Below are 15,922 nucleotides of genomic sequence, written 5' to 3' on the forward strand. Positions count from 1 at the left end.
ACCTGCCTTTCCTGCTTCCTGATCGCCTGGCTGATCCGGGACGGGCTGACCCGCAGCCGCTCGGCGGTCCTGGCGAAGTGCAGCTCCTCGGCGAGCGTCAGGAAGATCTCCACATCACGCAGCTCCATCCCGCCCTCGGTCACGAACCGTGGTGTCAACCGCGTCGCTCCTTCCCACACGAACGCGTGTCGCCGCAGTTGAGGTCCCATCGCCATCCGGCGGCGGCCGCAGCGCCTCCTGCTCCATCGGCCGCCTGATCGACCGCAGGCGGCGGGTCTCGCCTCTGGGGCCGGCGTCACTGGAGGTCGAAGACTGCCTTCCCTCTCACGCGCCGGTCGCGCAACGTGGCGACTGCCTCGGCGAAGCGTTCCCAGGAGCCACGCCAGCCGATCTCGGGGACCAGAATCCGATCGGCCGTGAGCCGTACCAGCTCGGCCAGGTCCTCGGCGGCCCTGAAGTCATTGACGTACGAGGTGAGCGTCTTGGGCGGCCCGACGGTCGCATAGGGCGGGAAAACGGCCGGCTCGCCCGAGGTCCATCCGACGGACTGAAGGTTCCCGCCGGGGGCGAGCAACTCCCATGCCCGGACCAGATGAGGCCCGCCGACGGTCTCCACGACGATGTCGACGGGCTCTTTGACGTCGTTCAGCCCCACGACCACTTCATCGGCGCCAAGACCGGCCAGGCCGTCACCGCGTCCGGGGGAGCCGACCGAGACGATGACGTACGCCCCCGCGTGGGCAGCGAGCCGAACCGCGTATCGTCCCACGCCGCCCGAGGCGCCGGTCACCAGCACACGCCTGCCGGGCGCGATGCCGGCGCTGCGCAGGGAGCGAAGCGCGGCCAGGCCCGCCGTCGGCAGTGCGGCCGCCTCGGCCAGACCGACACCCTCCGGGACTTCGGCCACCGCCGACACGTCGACCGCCACTCGCTCGGCGAACGCGCCGTCCGCGAAGAGCACGACACGGGTGCCGGCGGCGGGGCCGGAACCGTCCGCGGCCCCTTGCAGGACGATCCCGGCCGCGTCGAGCCCCAGGGGCGCCCTGGCCGGGAGGCGTCCGGAGGTCGCGTTGTTGAGGTCGGCGTAGTTGAGCGAGGCATGCATCACGTCGACGAGCACCTGTCCAGGCCCGGCGACCGGATCGGCGACCTCGCCGAAGGCGATGCTCGCGGGGGTGGACGGGTCGGCTACCAGGGCGCGTGTGGGCATCGACATCTCCTGTGCGTATGAGGCGAGACAACAAGTAGGACACTAGCAGATATATTTGTAGAAGATTATCTGCTACGAAACATTTTGAAGATGAAGGGTTCGTCCGTCCCGCGCGGCTCGACCAGGCGATATGTCCGCGGCCGGGCGGGCCTGAGCGCGGCGAGGCTGGTCGATCGACCCAGATGGCCCTGCCCCCGCCGCGGTTCACCCGCATGAGACCTCAGCGCCGGCTGCCGCCCTCGCCGCGCCGACGCCTCCACCCCGTACGCAGGTCGGCCCGTACCGCAGCCCAGAAGATCGCGACCTCCAGGACAGGCCCGATTCCCGGTCCGCGGCAAGTCGCCGACCGTCACCGTCGACATCGAAGCCGAGCTCGCCGAACTCATCGAGGGATGACCACCCCCGCACCCGACCAGGGTCCATGACGCGCTCGCGTCCGCGCGGCAACCGGGGCGGTTGCTTTGGCCCAACTGGTCGAGGACGAACTCGGTGTCCGCGGCCCTGACCCGAACCACCTTTGCGCCTGTGTCCGGTGTCTGACCGGACTTTCCGGCCTCGAAGGTGACGGTGCGGCCGTCGGGGAAGGTGGTCGCCGCCGACTCGTAGGTGTGCTCGATCCCCGCCACCAGACAGCCGCGGCCGGCGAACTCCTCGGCCGGCGACGTCATCGTCGCCCGAGACAGGGTCATGCCGGAGGACAAGACCACCAAGGGCCATCCGCCTTTCCGCTTCAACGCGGGAGCGCCGACACGGGCATGCGTCGTGGTCTTGGCCAGCGTGTCCGCTGGCACGTCCTTGAGCTGCGGCACACTCCTGATGATCAATTCTGACTCCTGCGGAGTGACGTACGGCGCAGGCTTGCCCGCACCTTTCCGCGCCGGGTACCAGATCGAGACCATCAGCTCGCGTGCGTTCTGGCCCGCGACTCACAGGTCGGGGCGGCTGGAATCGATCAGATGCAGGTCCGCCCTGCCGACCGGATGGCCACCGGTCGGCGCAGGCAGGGCGGTCACCGGCACGGCGGCCTCAGCCGGGGTCGCGCCCAGGCTGGTCAGTGATGCAGAGAGCGCGGGAACACCCGCGGCCACGGTCTTCTTCATGCGCTCAACCCTGCCGCGCGGCTCCGCCACACTGTCCCTGACGAAAGTCACACCGCACCCACGACTTTCGTAGGGAGTGCTCATCTCGTCGCAGCTTGTACCCGCTGGCCATGCTTGACCAAGCGTCGAGGACCACCGAGCGGATCACGGTCCGGGCGTTACGTGGCAAGGCGTCGCAGGCGGTTCTCGCCCGTCACTCGATCGTGAGGATGCGCGCCTGGCTACAGGTGTCACGCTCGGGCTTCTACGAGTGGCATGAGCGACCGGCCTCGGCCACCGCACAACGCCGGGCCCTGCTGGCCGCCCTGGCCCGCCGCGGCGAGCACTGCTCGGCCGAACTGGTGCGCGCCCTGATGCGGGAGCAGGGCCTGGTCCCGGCTCAGGCGCGAGCGTTTCGGCCGGCCACCACCTGTACCACTTCAGAAGTCATCGCAGGGTGCTTGACCTGCAGGTCGGCCTGGTGCTGCTGGACCGAGGCGGGCGCCCGCACGGGCCCAGAAAGTCAAACCCCGGTGGCCTCTATGTGAACGGCCGGCTGGAGGAGGACGAGGAGAGGGTCTCGGTACGGTGGCACACCCTGGGCTTCGACGCCGGCGGTCCGCTGCAGCTCGGCCGTACCAAGGTGGGAGGCGCGTGGGGAGAGTACTGGGCCGGGGCGCTCGACGACGTCTGGGCCTTCTCGGGAACCCTCACGCAGGAGCAGATCCAGACCCTCGCCGGCTACACCGAGCTGCCCTCCGGCTCCCCCTTCTGGCCGGAAGTTCCGCCGTCACGCCGCCGTTCCTCCGGACGGCGATGACGAGACGGCGACCGGCCGGCGGTGCCGGGGCTCAGGCGGAGGTACATCCAGTTCCCGCCGTTCGGGCCGGGGCGTCCGGCCGGATCGCCGCGTCACCTGGCTCGGCTGGTCTCCGGTACCTGAGTCGTCCCGCTCCCGGTGGAGCCGGAATCCGTCGCGGGGGTGACGAGGCGGCAGCGCCGTACGGGCCATCATGGGCGAACGGGGACGGGCCACTCTTCGTCAGGAGGCAGGGTGCGGGACAGTGAAGCAGGGGCGTTGCTTCACGGGCGACCGGACGACGCGGGGGCCGTCGAGTTCCGCGTTCTGGGCCCTTTCGAGGTGCTGGCCGGCGGGGTTCCCGTCGGCCTGAGCGGTCCGCGGCAGCGTGCCCTGCTGGCGCGGCTGGTGGCCTCCGCGGGATCGGTGGTGTCCGCGGACGCGCTGATCGACGACCTGTACCAGGGTGCGCCGCCGGTGAACGCGCTGGCCTCGATCCATGTCCACGTCTCGAACGTGCGGCGGGCGATCGAACCCAACCGGCCTCCGCGTACGCCGCCGACGCTCCTGGTGGCCCGGCGGCCCGGTTACCTGCTGGCCACCTCAGACGTCGACGCGCTGCGCTTCGGCGACATGGTCGCCGAAGCCGAACGGCGCCCGCCGGCGGAGTCGCTGGCCCTGCTGGAGGAGGCGCTGCGGCTGTGGCGCGGCATGCCCTACGGCGAGTTCGCCGGTGAGCTGTGGGCGATCCCCGAGGTGAACCGCCTGTACGAGCTGCGCCTGACCGCTGTCGAACGCCGTGCCGAGGCGCTGCTGGAGCTCGGCCGCCCCCAGGGGGTGATCCACGAGCTGGAGTCGGAGCTGGGGGAGCATCCGCTGCGCGAACGGCTGTGGTGGCTGCTCGCGCTGGCCCGCTACCGCAGCGGCCGGCAGGCCGACGCGCTGGCCACCTTACGCAGGGCGCGTGACGTGCTGGCCGAGCAGCTCGGCCTCGATCCCGGGCCGGAGCTGCGGGCGCTGGAGAAGGACATCCTCCATCACGCTCCTTCGCTGGCGTTGCCGTCCGGGCCCTCGTCGTACGCGTACGAGGAGGTCCTTCCGCCCCGGCCGGGGCGCGGTCTGATCGGGCGCAACCGGCAGGTCGAGGCGCTGACCGCCCTGCCGATCCTGATGGAGCGCCACGGCGTGGTGACCGCCGCCGTCAGCGGTGAGCCCGGCATCGGCAAGACGCGGCTGTTGCAGGCGTTCCGCGACGACTGCGCCGACCTCGGCTACCTGGTGTTGTACGGGCGCTGCCATCAGGGCGACGGCGTGCCGCCGCTGTGGCCGTGGTCGCAGGTGCTGCGGGCGCTGGCCGAGGTCGCCCCGCCGCCCGACCGGCAGGCGCTGGCGGGGCTGCTGGACGACGAACGGCCCGCCGCCGCGCCGGGGACGACGGCCCGCCACCGCAATCAGCTCATCGCGCAGTGGCTCGTCGAGGCCGCGCGGGTCCGCCCCCTGGTGATCATCCTGGACGACCTGCATTGGGCGGACTCCGCCACGCTCGAACTCCTCAGGGACGTCACCGTGCTGTCGGGCGCACAGGCCAAGGACGTCTCGCTCACCCTGGTCACCGCGTTCCGCGAGGCGGCACACCGCGACCTGCGCGGCTCCCCCGCCGAGGCCTTCAGGCTCTCGGTCGACGAGGTGCTGCACCAGCTCGCCAGGTACGACCTGGTACGCATCAGGCTGGGCGGCCTGAGCACCGACGAAGTCCAGGAACTGGCCGAGGAGCTGGGCGCCAAGGTGACCGACTCGGCGGCCGAGCGCCTGGCCGAACGGACGGGCGGCAACCCGTTCTTCGTCTGTGAGAGCGCCCGGCTGCTGGCCCAGGGGCAGGGCCTGGACATCGTGCCCGACAGGGTGGCCGACCTGATCAGGCAGCGGCTGGTCATGCTGGGGCCGGAGACCGTGCCGGTGCTCGAGGTCGCCGCCGTGATCGGCAGGAACTTCGACCCCGGCCTGGTCACGGAGGTGAGCAGGTCGTGGGCGCCGGACCCCAAGTACGCCTACCGAGCGCTCGACCGGGCAGCGCAGGCCGGCCTCATCGTCACCGGGGACGCCGGCATGACGTTCGTGCACGATCTGGTCAGGGACACCCTGGCCGGCGACGTGCCGCCGCTGCGCAGGGCGCTGATCCACCGGGAGGTGATGGCCGCGCTGGCGGCCAGGCCGAACGCCGACGTGACGAGCATCGCCCACCACGCGGTGGAGGCGGGCCCGGCGGCGTACCGGGAGGCGGCGCGCTGGGCGCGGGCCGCGGCGGCGCAGGCGAGCCAGGTCGCCGCCTACGAGGAGGCCGCCGCCTGGTGGGGGCGGGCGGTCGCCGCGCACGGCGCCTGCGGCGGCGACTCCGCCGAGCACGTGGAGCTCCAGCTTCGCCAGGTACGCGCCCTGCTGGAGGCGGGCGACGCGATGGGCGCCCGTGAGGTACGCGCCCAGGCCCTGCGCATGGCCGACCGGGCCGAGGCCGGCCCCGAGCTGACCGCCCGCGTGCTCACGGCGCTGGACGCGCCGGCGATCTGGACGTTGCGCAACCCGTACGAGCCGGTGGAGCTGCGACTGGTGGAGCGGTTCGAACGCACCCTGCGGCGGCTGCCGGACAACGACAGCCCGGAGCGGGCCCTGCTGCTGGGCGGCCTGGCCCAGGAACTGTACGGCGACGGCGACGCCCGCTGCCTGTCGCTGTCGGCCGACGCGGTCGCGATGGCGCGCAGGATCGGCGACCCGCACCTGCTCATGCGGGCGCTCAACGCCCGCTCGCTGTCGGTGCCGCAGGCCACCTACCTCACCGAGCTGACGGGGATCGCGGCCGAGCTGCACGAGCTGGCGCAGCGGGCGCAGGCCCCGGCGTTCGAGCTGCTCGCCCACATGATGGACACCCACTACAAGCTGGAGCTGAACGACCTGGAGGGCGCCGACGCGGCAGCCGCCCGCTGCGCGTCCCTGCTGGACCACCTGCCACTGCCCTGGCCGATCTTCCAGCACACGATGTGGCGGGCCAACCGGCTCACCCTCGCCGGCCGGTACGACGAGGCGGGCTCGCTCTACGACGAGGCCGAGCACCAGGCCCAGCGGCTCGGCATGTGGTACGCCGGTGCCGTCGTCGCCAACGGCCGTCTCATGTTGTGCTACCAGCGTGGCGCCATCGCCGAGGCAGGGCCGCTGATCGACCAGATCACCGGCATCCATCCCAGCGTCGACCACGACGCCCGCGTCCTGGAGCTGTGCGCCCGGGGCCGCCTGGAGGAGGCCAGGTCGCTGACCCGCGGAGGGTGGCCCGCCCCGCCGAAGGACTGGTCGTGGCTGACGATGACCTGCCTTCAGGGAGCGGCCCAGGCCGCCGTCGGCGACCTGCCGGCCTGCCGGGCGACCAGGGAGAAGCTGCTGCCGTACGCGGGGCGGATCTCGGGCGGGTCAGCGGTGTCGTGCATCGGCCCCGTCGACCATTTCCTCGCCCTGCTCGCCGCCGCCCTCGGCGAGGACCCGCAGGCGTAGAGCGGTCCGCTCAGACCGGCAGTGCGGCGGTCCACGGGGGGCGGCGGTCGATGCGGGCGATCACCTCGGCGGAGCCGAACCGGCGGTCGATGCGCCGGGCCGCCTCGGCCCAGTCGGTCATGGAACGCACCGGCGACAGCGTCTCGACCACGAACGGGTGGCTCCACCGTTCGACGGCCCGCCGCCAGAGCACGTCCGGGTCCTCGGTCAGCAGGTTGCCCACGCAGCCTTCGTAGACGGGCATGGCGCGTACCTCGCCGTCGGGCTCGATCTGCATCAGCGGGAAGCCGTGGGCGGCCACGAAGCCGGGGTGCATCATGAGGATGAAGTTGTCGGAGGTGGTCACCTCCAGCGAGGCGGGCGCCAGCGAGCGCAGCCGCTCGGTGTGCTCCTGGCTGGTCAGGGCGGCGAGTTCGGCGTTGGTGAGCAGTTCGGTCTCGGCAAAGCCGGGCCGTCCCGCGAGACCGGCGGGCACCGCGGCGGCCAGGTTGAGGAAGCTCATGCGCGGGAACCTGGGCGCGATGCCGGTGCAGAAGTCCGGGAGCTGGTGGAGGTTGGCGCGCATGACCGAGCAGTCGATGCCGAACGTCATGTCGGCGCCCCGGGCGGCGAGGTCGTCGAGCAGGGCCAGGGCGTTCATGGCGCGTTCGAAGGAGCCGGACCTGCCGCGTACGCGGTCGTGCACGTCGGCGTCGGCGCCGTCGAGGCTGACGGTGACGCGGCGGAAGACCCTGGCGGCCTCCTCGGCGGTGGCGGGCGTGAGCGTCCAGCCGCCGGTGTAGACGTTGACCTCGATGCCCGCCCGGCCGATGTGCTCGGCGGCCTCGTAGACGCCCTTGACGATGAGGGGTTCGCCGCCCGCGAACTCGACCGCGTTCGGGCGCATGGCGATGATCGCGTCGGCCAGCCGCATCATGTCGTCGTGGCCGAGCTGCCTGGCCGGGCGTCGCCCCGACTCCGAGTAGCAGTGGACGCAGCGCAGGGGGCAGGCGTAGGTGACATCCCAGATGATGTCGGTGGGCCTGCTGGTCATGGAGATCTCCTTGTCGCGAGTGGATGATCGGGGCGGGTGGGCGTGTTCGTCCAGTGCCCGACCAGGTCGGCGTAGAGGGGGGAGCGGGCGAGCAGGTCGGCGTGGCTCCCGGTGAGGGCGGTGGCGCCGTCCATCAGCAGGACGCGCCTGGCCCGGATGGCGGAGCTGATCCGGTGGGCGATGACGACGAGGGTGCCGGGGCGGGCGGCGAACGCGCGCTCGGCCTTCTCCTCGGCGGCGGGGTCGAGGTGGCAGGTCGCCTCGTCCAGGACGACCAGGCGGGCCGGGCAGGCGTAGGTGCGGGCCAGGGCGACCAGCTGCCGCTCCCCCGCCGACAGCGCGCCGGGTTCACCGATCTCGGCGTCGAGGCCGCCGAGGCGTTCCAGCAGGGGCCACGCGCCGACCTGGTAGGCGGCCTGGGCCAGCCACTGGTCGGGGGTGCCCGGCGGTGACAGGTAGCCGAGGTTCTCCCTGACCGTTCCCGCGAACACGTACGCCTCCTGCGGCACCAGCGCCATCGCCGCGCGCAGGTGGCGTTCGCGTACGGCCTCCAGGGGGAACCCTCCCAGGAGGATCTCCCCCTGGGTGGGCCGCCGCAGCCCGGTGAGCAGCAGGGAGAGCGTGGACTTGCCGATGCCGCTGGGCCCGACGACGGCCAGGTGCTCGCCCTCGGGGATCACCAGGTCGAGGTCGCGTACCACGGGCGTGGCCTGCGGCGCGTAGGCGAAGGTCAGCCCTCTGGCCCTCAGCTCGAAACCGGCGGGCGGACCCGCCCAAGAGGGTTCGGCCGGGGCCGGGGGCGGCGTGATGGTCTCGGCGATGCGGCGCAGGGTGACGGCCAGGGACACGCCCCAGCTCGAAAGGATGCCGGTCATCGACTGCAGGGCGGGTTGCAGCCCCGTCGCCAGGTACGTCACCGCCCCGACGACCTCGCCCACGCTCAGCCTGCCCTGCTGGGTCAGCGGCGCGGCGGCGACGACCAGGCCGAGCAGCGGCACGTGCGCCCCCATCGTGACGACCAGCCGCCGGTACACACCCGCCCTGGCCAGGGCCCGCGCCGCCGCGGCCTGGGCGTCCACCGCCGCCCGTACGGTGGCGTACGCCTGCTCGCCGGCCCCGCAGGCGGCGACGTCGCGCATGCCCTCCAGGATCGGCGTCGCCTCGGCGGTGAGCGTCTCGTCGGCGAGGATGAGCCCGCGCTGCCGGACCAGCAACACCCGCAGCAGCCGGGCGAACACCACCAGGGCGATCAGCACGGGCACGGCGACGATGGCCGCGGCCAGGGGCGAGAGCACCAGCAGCCCGGCCATCGCGATGACGAGCGAGATGCCCATCCCGTTGGTGGTGCGCAGCAGCGCGGACACCAGATTGCGCAGGGTCTCGACCTGCCCGGTGAGCCGGCTGACCACGGCGGTGTCCGGCCGGTCGCCGCGGGCGGCGCGGGTCACCGCCGCGGTGACGACGGCGCGTACGAGATCGTCGCGCAGCGGCTCGACGACCGCCGCCAGATGGGGGAACATCAGCCGCGTCGCCGCGGTCCTGACCAGCATCGCGGCGGCGAGCAGCCCGAGCCAGGCCAGCCCCGCGCCCGGCCGCCCGGCCAGGAACCCGTCGTCCATGGCGGTGGCCACCAGCAGCCCCGACACCAGGCCGGGCACGGACTCCACCAGCGTCCACGCCAGGGCGTGCGCCAGGGGCCGGGCGCGGGGGCGCAACAACGCGGCGAGCAGCCGGAACCCGCCCGGCGTCATGCCTCACCTGCCGGGTGCGGAGCGGCGGCGAACAGGGCGCGGTAGGCCGGGTGACGCCACAACGTCTCGTGCCTGCCCTGCCCTCTGATCCGGCCGCCGTCCAGCCACACCACGTGGTCGGCGCGGGCGGCGGTGGCCGCGCGGTGGGCGACGACCAGGCGGGTGGTGCCGCGCATGCCCTCGACCAGCGCGCGGGTCACCTGGGCCTCGGTCGCGGTGTCCAGGCTGGAGGTGGCGTCGTCCAGGACGGTCAGGCGCGCCCGCCGCACCATCGCGCGGGCCAGGCCGAGCCGCTGGAACTCCCCGCCGGACAGCGGGGCGGTCGCGGCGGGGGTCTCGTAGCCCTGGGGCAGGCGGCGTACGACGTCGTCGACGTGCGCGGCCCACGCTGCGGCCCGCACCTGGTCGCGGCCGAGGCCAGGTCTGCCGTAGGCGATGGCGGAGGCGAGGTCGCCGCCCAGCAGGACGGGACGTTCGAAGGCGTAGGCGACCGCGCCGCTCAGCGCCTGCGGGGACAGCTCGGCGAGGTCGTGCCCATCGAGCAGGACCCGGCCGCTCTCGGGGTCGAGCAGCCGCCCGGCCAGCAGCGCCAGCGTGCTCTTGCCCGCGCCCGACGGGCCGACGAGCGCGGTCAGGGCGCCCGGGGCGAGGTCCAGGTCCACGGCATCGAGCAGGCGGGAGCCTTCGCGGGTCACGGTGACGCCGCGCAACTGCAGCAGGCCCGGCCCATACGGCAGGGAGCGGGTGCCCGGCACGAGCGGCGGCAGCGCGAGGACCTCCTGGAGCCTGCGGGCCGCGGCGCGGGCCTCGGCGACGCCGAGCAGGGCGTCGACCTGCTCGACGAAGCCCACGCCCATCGCCGCGTATCCGGCCACGGCCAGCAGTTCCCCGGGGTGCAGGCGGCCGTCGGTGACGCCGAGCCCGGCCACGACCAGCACGACCACCTCGATGATCGGCAGCAGCAGGCTGATCCGCCAGACGCCGCGCGCCTGGGCCCGCCACATGTCGTGCCCGGCCCGCGACAGGTCGCTCAGCGGGCCCAGCACCCGGGCGATCTCGCGCTCCTCGGTTCCGGAGGCCCGTACGGTGCGGATCCCGGCCAGCGTGTCGGTCAGGCGGGCGGCCAGGCGTCCCTGGGCGCCCTGGTAGTGCTCGTACACGCCCGACAGCTGGGTGACGAACAGCCGTACGATCACCAGGGCCACCGGCACCCCGGCCAGGAAGGCGAGGCCCGAGCGCCAGTCGGTCACCAGCAGCAGGACGATGCCGCCGCTCGTGCTGACGAGCTCGGCGGCCGCGTGCAGCACGGTGAGCGGGACGCGTCCGGCGGTGGCGGTGTTGCCGACCAGCCGGTTGGCCAGTTCGCCCGCCGGGAAGCGGCGGGCGCGTACGGCGTCGAGCCGCAGCAGGTGGGAGGTCAGACGCAGGCGGAGCGAGGCCGTCGCGGACGCGGTGGAGGCGGCGCCGGCCAGGCCGCTGACGACGTCGCCGCAGACGGCCGCGGCCAGCACGAGCGCGAGGAGCCAGGCTGCCCGCGCGCCCTCGCCCGAGATCACGCCGTCCACGGCGCCCGCCAGCGCGGCGGGCAGGGCCAGGGCGGCGGCGGTGGACAGGGCGACAGCCAGCCCGGTCACCAGCAGCGGCGCCCACACCGTGCGCGCCGTCGCGGCGAGAAGGCGGTCGGCCTCCCGCCGCGTCTCCTTCCCCGCGGGAGAATCGGTGGCTCTGTCCCGCATCAGAGGGTCACGACACCGGCTTCGACCCAGGTCGGGCAGACGCGGGTGCACGCGCAGGTGACCTGGCACGGGTACAGGCCGGTCCGCTGCGTGGCGGGAAGCAGGTCGAGGGCGACGACGTCGAGGTCCATGAGGGGTTCCTTTCACTGGGGCGGGTGGCGGAGGAAGGCGAGCACGCGCTCCCTGGTCGCCTGCCCGCCGAGGTCGGAGAGCGGGTCGTGGCCGGCGTCCGGGATCTCCGCGTACGTCACGGAGGGGTGGCCGGTCTCCCGCAACCGCCCGGTCAGGCGGCGGGAGTGCGTGACGGGGATGACCGGGTCGTGCTCACCGTGCACGACGAGCAGCGGCACGCGGATGCACCCGGCCAGCCTGAGCAGGTCGCGCGGCCCCAGGTCGTCGTGGATCTCCTCGCGCCCGCCCAGCCGGTCGATCAGGTTGCGTACGGGGACGGGCCCGTCCTGGTGCAACAGCGGCCCGGACAGGAAGGGCGCGACCACCACGGCCCGCTCCCACAGGTCCGGCTCCGCCGCCGCGGCCAGCAGCGCCAGGTACGCGCCGTAGCTGACGCCGTAGAGCATGGGCCTGGCGCGTCCCGGGCCGCGCTCGGCCGTGAGGTGGCGGCCCAGGTGCAGGATGTCGGCCAGGTCGGGGCCGCCCCACGCGCCCTGGACGGCCTCGCGGTGCGCCGTGCCGTAGCCGGTGCTGCCCCGCTGGTTGGGGGCCACGACCGCGATCCCCTCGGCGGCCAGGCGCTGGAACAGCGGGTCGAAGCCGAGCCGCCACCCGGCCTCGGGGCCCCCGTGCAAGGCCACCACCAGGCCGGGGGCGCTGCCGGGTTCGCCGTAGACGACGGCCTCGGTGCCGCCTTCCGGCGCGGGGTAGTCGTGTGTGCGGGGGGTGGCCCAGCCGGACCGCTCCCCGCCCGCGCGGGAAGCGGACGGGCCGACGATCGTGATGACGCCGGTCGGGCGGTCGCCACCGCTGTGCACCAGGCGCAAGCCGTCCTCGGCCCAGCAGGCCACCGGATGCAGGCTGCCCGGCGGCAGCTCGACCTCGCTCGACGTGTCGGCCGTCAGGTCGTGGAGCAGCAGGTGGGAGCGGGCGCGGCGGGTGACCGACAGGGCCAGGAGCCGCCCCGCGGGGTCCAGCGCCAGCGGGGCCACGCTGCCCTCGATCCGGTTCAGCCCTTCGAGGACGGCCGCGGGCGCGGGGTCACCGAGCGCGCGCAGGCCGAGCCGATGGCCGCTCCCGTGGGGTACGGCGGTCAGCAGGAGGCCGGAGGCGGCCAGGAGCAGGTGCTCATCGGCGGGCAGGCCGAGGGAGGTGACGGCGCCACTGGTCACGTCCAGGACCAGGGTGCCCGCCTCGCCCGCGCCCAGCGCGACGCTCTCGCCCCGCTCGTCGAGCCTGGCCGCCGCGCCGACCGGGTGCGGCAGGCGAGTGAGCCGTTCGGGGGGCGCGGCCCCGCCGGGCAGGCGCCACACCGTGGTGCCTCCGTCGCCGTCCATCTCCAGCACGAGGGCGGTGCCGGGGAGCAGCCGCAGGCCGCCCCTGCGCACAGCCATCAGCTCGGCCTCCTCGGGCCCGCCGCCGGGGGCGAAGGTGAGCCGGGAGCCGTACGGGCCGGACCTGCACAGCAGCAGGTCGCCGTCGTCGGTGGGCAGGGGCACGGTCGCCGCGTTCTCCCCGTCCCAGGTCCGCAGCGCCCTGGGACGGGGTTCATGGCCGGTCAGGTCCCACAGCTCGGGGTAGGCCGCCGGATCGTCGCCGGCGGTCAGGCACGCGGCGTACCGGCCGCCGGGCGAGAAGCGGAAGTTCACGCGGTGGACCGGCGTCCGCGGCCCGGCGGTGACCGGGCTCGTCGCAGGGGCGGTCATCGGGTCTCGGCCATCCACCGGCGCGGGCCGCCGTGGCGCAGGCGGTGCAGGAAGTCCAGCACCCCGGCCAGGCCGGTGTTCCAGGCGACGGAGACGTCCTCGCCGCCCAGTTCATCGGGCACCACCATGAGGCCGTCGCGCAGGACGGCACGCGTCCACAGGACCGCCGCCAGGTCCTCGGCCTGGTCGCGGTAGGCGGGCTCTCCGAGCAGGGCGGCCAGGTCCAGCAGGAACTGCCCGTCGCCGGCCAACCCGTGGCAGGCGGCCGTCCCCGAGCCGTTCCTGCCGGCGTGAACGGCCACGGCGGCGGCGTGCGCGGCGTCGCGGAAACGGCGGTCACCGGTCGCGGCGTACAGGCGGACCAGGAACGTGCCGACCCCGGATGAGCCGTTGCACCAGTGCGGAAGCTTCGTCCCGCCCTGCGGGCCCTCGGCCCACCAGGCGCCGCCGTCGTGGTACTCGGCCGCGGCCAGCAGGGTCTCCCCCGCCAGCAGGGCGATCTCCGCGCAGTCGTCGCGGCCGAGCGCGTTCCCCGCGGCCAGCAGGTACGCGCCCACCCCCGCGACTCCGTGCGCGAACCCGTACGACTCGGCGCCCGCCAGCTTGGAGTCGAAGTCGCCCGGGATGGGCCACGTCACCGCGCCGGCCGTCCGCCGGGCGGCCTTGAGCAGGCCGTCGGCGCACGTGCCCGCCAGGTCGTGGAAGCGCTCGTCGCCGGTGGCGTGCCACAGGTGCAGCAGGGCCATGCCGGTCCCGGCCGCGCCGTGGCAGATGTCGGGGTTGGGCCAGGTGACCGGCAGGCCGAGCCCCAGGTCCGTCCCGGCGGCGCGCAGGTCCTCGTCGTCCAGGACGCGGCCCGCGTCGTACAGGGCCACGGCGATGCCCGCCCGGCCGAAGTACAGGCCGGGTGACGGCCGCCGCTCCCGCGCCAGCCGCCGCACCGTCCACCCCGCCGCCTCCCGCAACGCGTCGGCCAGCCGGGCCCGGCCACCGTCCGGCGCCGCGCCCCCGGCGGCCTTCGTCGGGAAGCCGGTTTCCAGGAAGGTGCCGGTGTCCGGCGTGCGGGTTTCCAGCAGGGTGGTCCACAGGGCGATCACGCCGGCGGAGCCGTACTGGACCGCGCACGGGTCGGCCGTGAGGCCGAAGCCCCCGCTGGGCCACAGACGCGCGGCGGGCCGGCCGGCCGTGCCGGGCGACATGGTCCGCAGCGTGTAGGCGAGCCCGTCGCCGAGCAGGCGGTCCTGCTCGGCGACGCCCACCCCGTGGGCGGAGGCGGGGCCCAGGGCGGCGGGGTCGAGGTCGTCCAGGAACCTCCGTACGCGCGGCAGGTCCCAGCGGCTCGCGGGGTCCTCGCGCATCAGGCCCAGGATCAGCGGGGTCAGGGCGCCGGCCAGGGCGTCGCCGGCCGTCGCCACCCGTACGGTCGCCTCCACGCGCTCGTCCCAGGACCGCTCACCGGCGGGCCGGTCACGCAGGTGGGGCGGCTGGCAGGACGTGGCGGCGAACAACACGATCGCGCCGAACGCGTACAGGTCGGCCTCCACGCCGGGAGCGGGCGCGTACGCCGGCGCCGCCACCTGCTCCGGAGCCGCGTACCCGGGCGTGAACGCCCGCCCGGTCACCGCCCCGGGCACCGCGGCCATCTCCAGGTCGATCAGCCGGCACCCGCCGTCCTCGGTCACCATGACGTTGTTGGGCGTCAGGTCGCGCAGCACGTGACCGTGCTCGTGCACGACGGCGACCCGCGCGGCCAGGTCACGCAGCAGGCCCAGCACGGCGCCGGGCTCCTCCCGCCTGCCCTGCTCCCAGCCGGTCAGCGCGGTGCCCTCGATGTGCTCCTGCGCCAGGAACACGTTGTCGTTCTGCTCGAAGAGCAGCACCTTGCGCGCCGTGACGCCGAGCGGCCCGAAGATCTCCAGCATGCGCGCCTCGTGGCGCGTCCTGTCCCGCTCGTCGGTCCCGTCGAGTCCGGCGCCGAGGTGCGGGCGCGCCTGCTTGATCACCACCTGGCCGCCGCCCTCGCGGTCCTCGGCGAGGAACACCCCGCCCTTGGCGCCGTGCCTGATGGCCTCGCGCACCACGAACCTGCCCGCCAGCAGCACCGCCTGAGGCGCCTCGGTACGCACCGGCGCCCGCCCCGACTCGAACGGGCACTCGGCCCAGGCGGGCGGGGAGTACCAGGCGTGGCGCTCGTCGGGCACCCGCGTGCCGTCGGGGGCGGTCAGGCAGGAGGCGTAGGAGCCGTCGTTGTCCAGCTCGCTCGGCGCCGAGAACACCCCGAAGCGGTAGTACACGAGGCTGCCGGGCCGGTAGACGCGGTCGGAGAGCACCGGCGCACCCGGCAGGCCGAAGGTGGCCTCGTGCAGCTCCTCGGCGATCTCGGCCGCGTCGGCGTCGGCGTCGGCGGGCGGGTAGACCGTGACGAACTTGCCGACCGATCCCCGGTCCTGTCCGCGGGCGACGAGCCTGCCCAGCTCCTCGAAGTCGGTGGCGTACTTGAAGGGGCAGCCGCGGCGGCCCAGCACCCGCGCGACGCGGGCCAGGACCACGGGGGCCGACAGCGGCGTAGCCGCCACGTGCAGCTTCCAGCCCTGCGGGCGGGTCGGGGCATCGGCGGGGGTCACGTACGTCCAAGGCGAGCCGACCGTGAACCGCCAGTCCGCGTCGCCCGCCGACCGGCGTACCGCCGCGCGGGCGACGTCCTCCAGCACGTGCCGGTCCGCGCCGCCCTCCCCCGAGGAACCACGTTCATTCACGACGCCGAATCTCCGTTCGTCTTCTCCGAGTACGTCTTCTCCGAAGATGGATCCACGTGAGCGTGCCAGCGGCGGCTAATGAGCCCCTTAAGGTCCGCGCGGGACGGGCGTTTAGGGCGGCTAAGCGGCCCATAAGAGACCCGT

At 74.1% G+C, this 15,922-nt stretch carries 11 protein-coding genes and 2 pseudogenes; 3 read left to right on the forward strand and 10 right to left on the reverse strand.

Annotation, left to right across the window (positions count from 1 at the left end):
• The 4 genes and pseudogenes from AB0H75_RS22550 to AB0H75_RS22565 form a co-directional block, all read right to left on the reverse strand.
• The coding region (locus AB0H75_RS22550; protein WP_367799723.1) for a LysR family transcriptional regulator at nucleotides 1–128 on the reverse strand (128 nt) is incomplete at its 3' end.
• Nucleotides 129–295: 167 nt separating this feature from the next.
• Nucleotides 296–1,210, reverse strand: coding sequence for a zinc-binding dehydrogenase (locus AB0H75_RS22555; RefSeq protein WP_367799056.1), 915 nt, complete (start codon nucleotides 1,208–1,210; stop codon nucleotides 296–298).
• A gap of 65 nt (nucleotides 1,211–1,275) precedes the next feature.
• Nucleotides 1,276–2,115 (reverse strand): annotated as a pseudogene (locus AB0H75_RS22560) (hypothetical protein); the annotation flags it as partial.
• Between the two features lie 21 nt (nucleotides 2,116–2,136).
• Complete coding sequence (locus AB0H75_RS22565) at nucleotides 2,137–2,310, reverse strand: hypothetical protein (RefSeq protein WP_367799057.1); 174 nt, start codon at nucleotides 2,308–2,310, stop codon at nucleotides 2,137–2,139.
• A 200-nt stretch (nucleotides 2,311–2,510) separates the two neighbouring features.
• Here AB0H75_RS22565 and AB0H75_RS22570 point away from each other — a divergent pair.
• From AB0H75_RS22570 to AB0H75_RS22580, 3 genes and pseudogenes are all read left to right on the forward strand, one after another.
• A pseudogene (locus AB0H75_RS22570) lies at nucleotides 2,511–2,708 on the forward strand (IS3 family transposase); the annotation flags it as partial.
• 38 nt (nucleotides 2,709–2,746) lie between these two features.
• Nucleotides 2,747–3,109: a LamG-like jellyroll fold domain-containing protein gene (locus AB0H75_RS22575; RefSeq protein ID WP_367799059.1), complete on the forward strand. Its 363-nt coding sequence runs from the start codon at nucleotides 2,747–2,749 to the stop codon at nucleotides 3,107–3,109.
• 258 nt (nucleotides 3,110–3,367) lie between these two features.
• Nucleotides 3,368–6,625 (forward strand): BTAD domain-containing putative transcriptional regulator, encoded by a 3,258-nt coding sequence (locus AB0H75_RS22580; RefSeq protein ID WP_367799060.1) that lies wholly within the window; start codon nucleotides 3,368–3,370, stop codon nucleotides 6,623–6,625.
• A 10-nt stretch (nucleotides 6,626–6,635) separates the two neighbouring features.
• Here AB0H75_RS22580 and AB0H75_RS22585 read toward each other — a convergent pair whose 3' ends face one another.
• From AB0H75_RS22585 to lanL, 6 genes are read right to left on the reverse strand one after another with little or no spacing between them, the layout of a single operon-like run.
• Nucleotides 6,636–7,658: a radical SAM protein gene (locus tag AB0H75_RS22585; RefSeq protein ID WP_367799061.1), complete on the reverse strand. Its 1,023-nt coding sequence runs from the start codon at nucleotides 7,656–7,658 to the stop codon at nucleotides 6,636–6,638.
• Nucleotides 7,655–9,409: an ATP-binding cassette domain-containing protein gene (locus AB0H75_RS22590; protein WP_367799062.1), complete on the reverse strand. Its 1,755-nt coding sequence runs from the start codon at nucleotides 9,407–9,409 to the stop codon at nucleotides 7,655–7,657. Before AB0H75_RS22590 ends, AB0H75_RS22585 begins: the two co-directional genes overlap by 4 nt.
• Nucleotides 9,406–11,145 carry an ABC transporter ATP-binding protein gene (locus tag AB0H75_RS22595; RefSeq protein ID WP_367799063.1) on the reverse strand — a complete coding sequence of 580 codons (1,740 nt, stop codon included), beginning with the start codon at nucleotides 11,143–11,145 and terminating at the stop codon, nucleotides 9,406–9,408. Before AB0H75_RS22595 ends, AB0H75_RS22590 begins: the two co-directional genes overlap by 4 nt.
• Entirely contained in the window at nucleotides 11,145–11,276 is a 132-nt protein-coding gene (locus tag AB0H75_RS22600) for a hypothetical protein (protein ID WP_367799065.1), read from the reverse strand. Before AB0H75_RS22600 ends, AB0H75_RS22595 begins: the two co-directional genes overlap by 1 nt.
• Before the next feature lie 12 nt (nucleotides 11,277–11,288).
• Entirely contained in the window at nucleotides 11,289–13,022 is a 1,734-nt protein-coding gene (locus AB0H75_RS22605; protein WP_367799067.1) for an alpha/beta hydrolase family protein, read from the reverse strand.
• Nucleotides 13,019–15,778 (reverse strand): class IV lanthionine synthetase LanL, encoded by a 2,760-nt coding sequence (gene lanL / locus AB0H75_RS22610; RefSeq protein WP_367799069.1) that lies wholly within the window; start codon nucleotides 15,776–15,778, stop codon nucleotides 13,019–13,021. Before lanL ends, AB0H75_RS22605 begins: the two co-directional genes overlap by 4 nt.
• Nucleotides 15,779–15,922: the final 144 nt, after the last annotated feature.

This window comes from Nonomuraea sp. NPDC050783, from assembly GCF_040802095.1.
In the GTDB taxonomy this organism is placed as follows: domain Bacteria; phylum Actinomycetota; class Actinomycetes; order Streptosporangiales; family Streptosporangiaceae; genus Nonomuraea.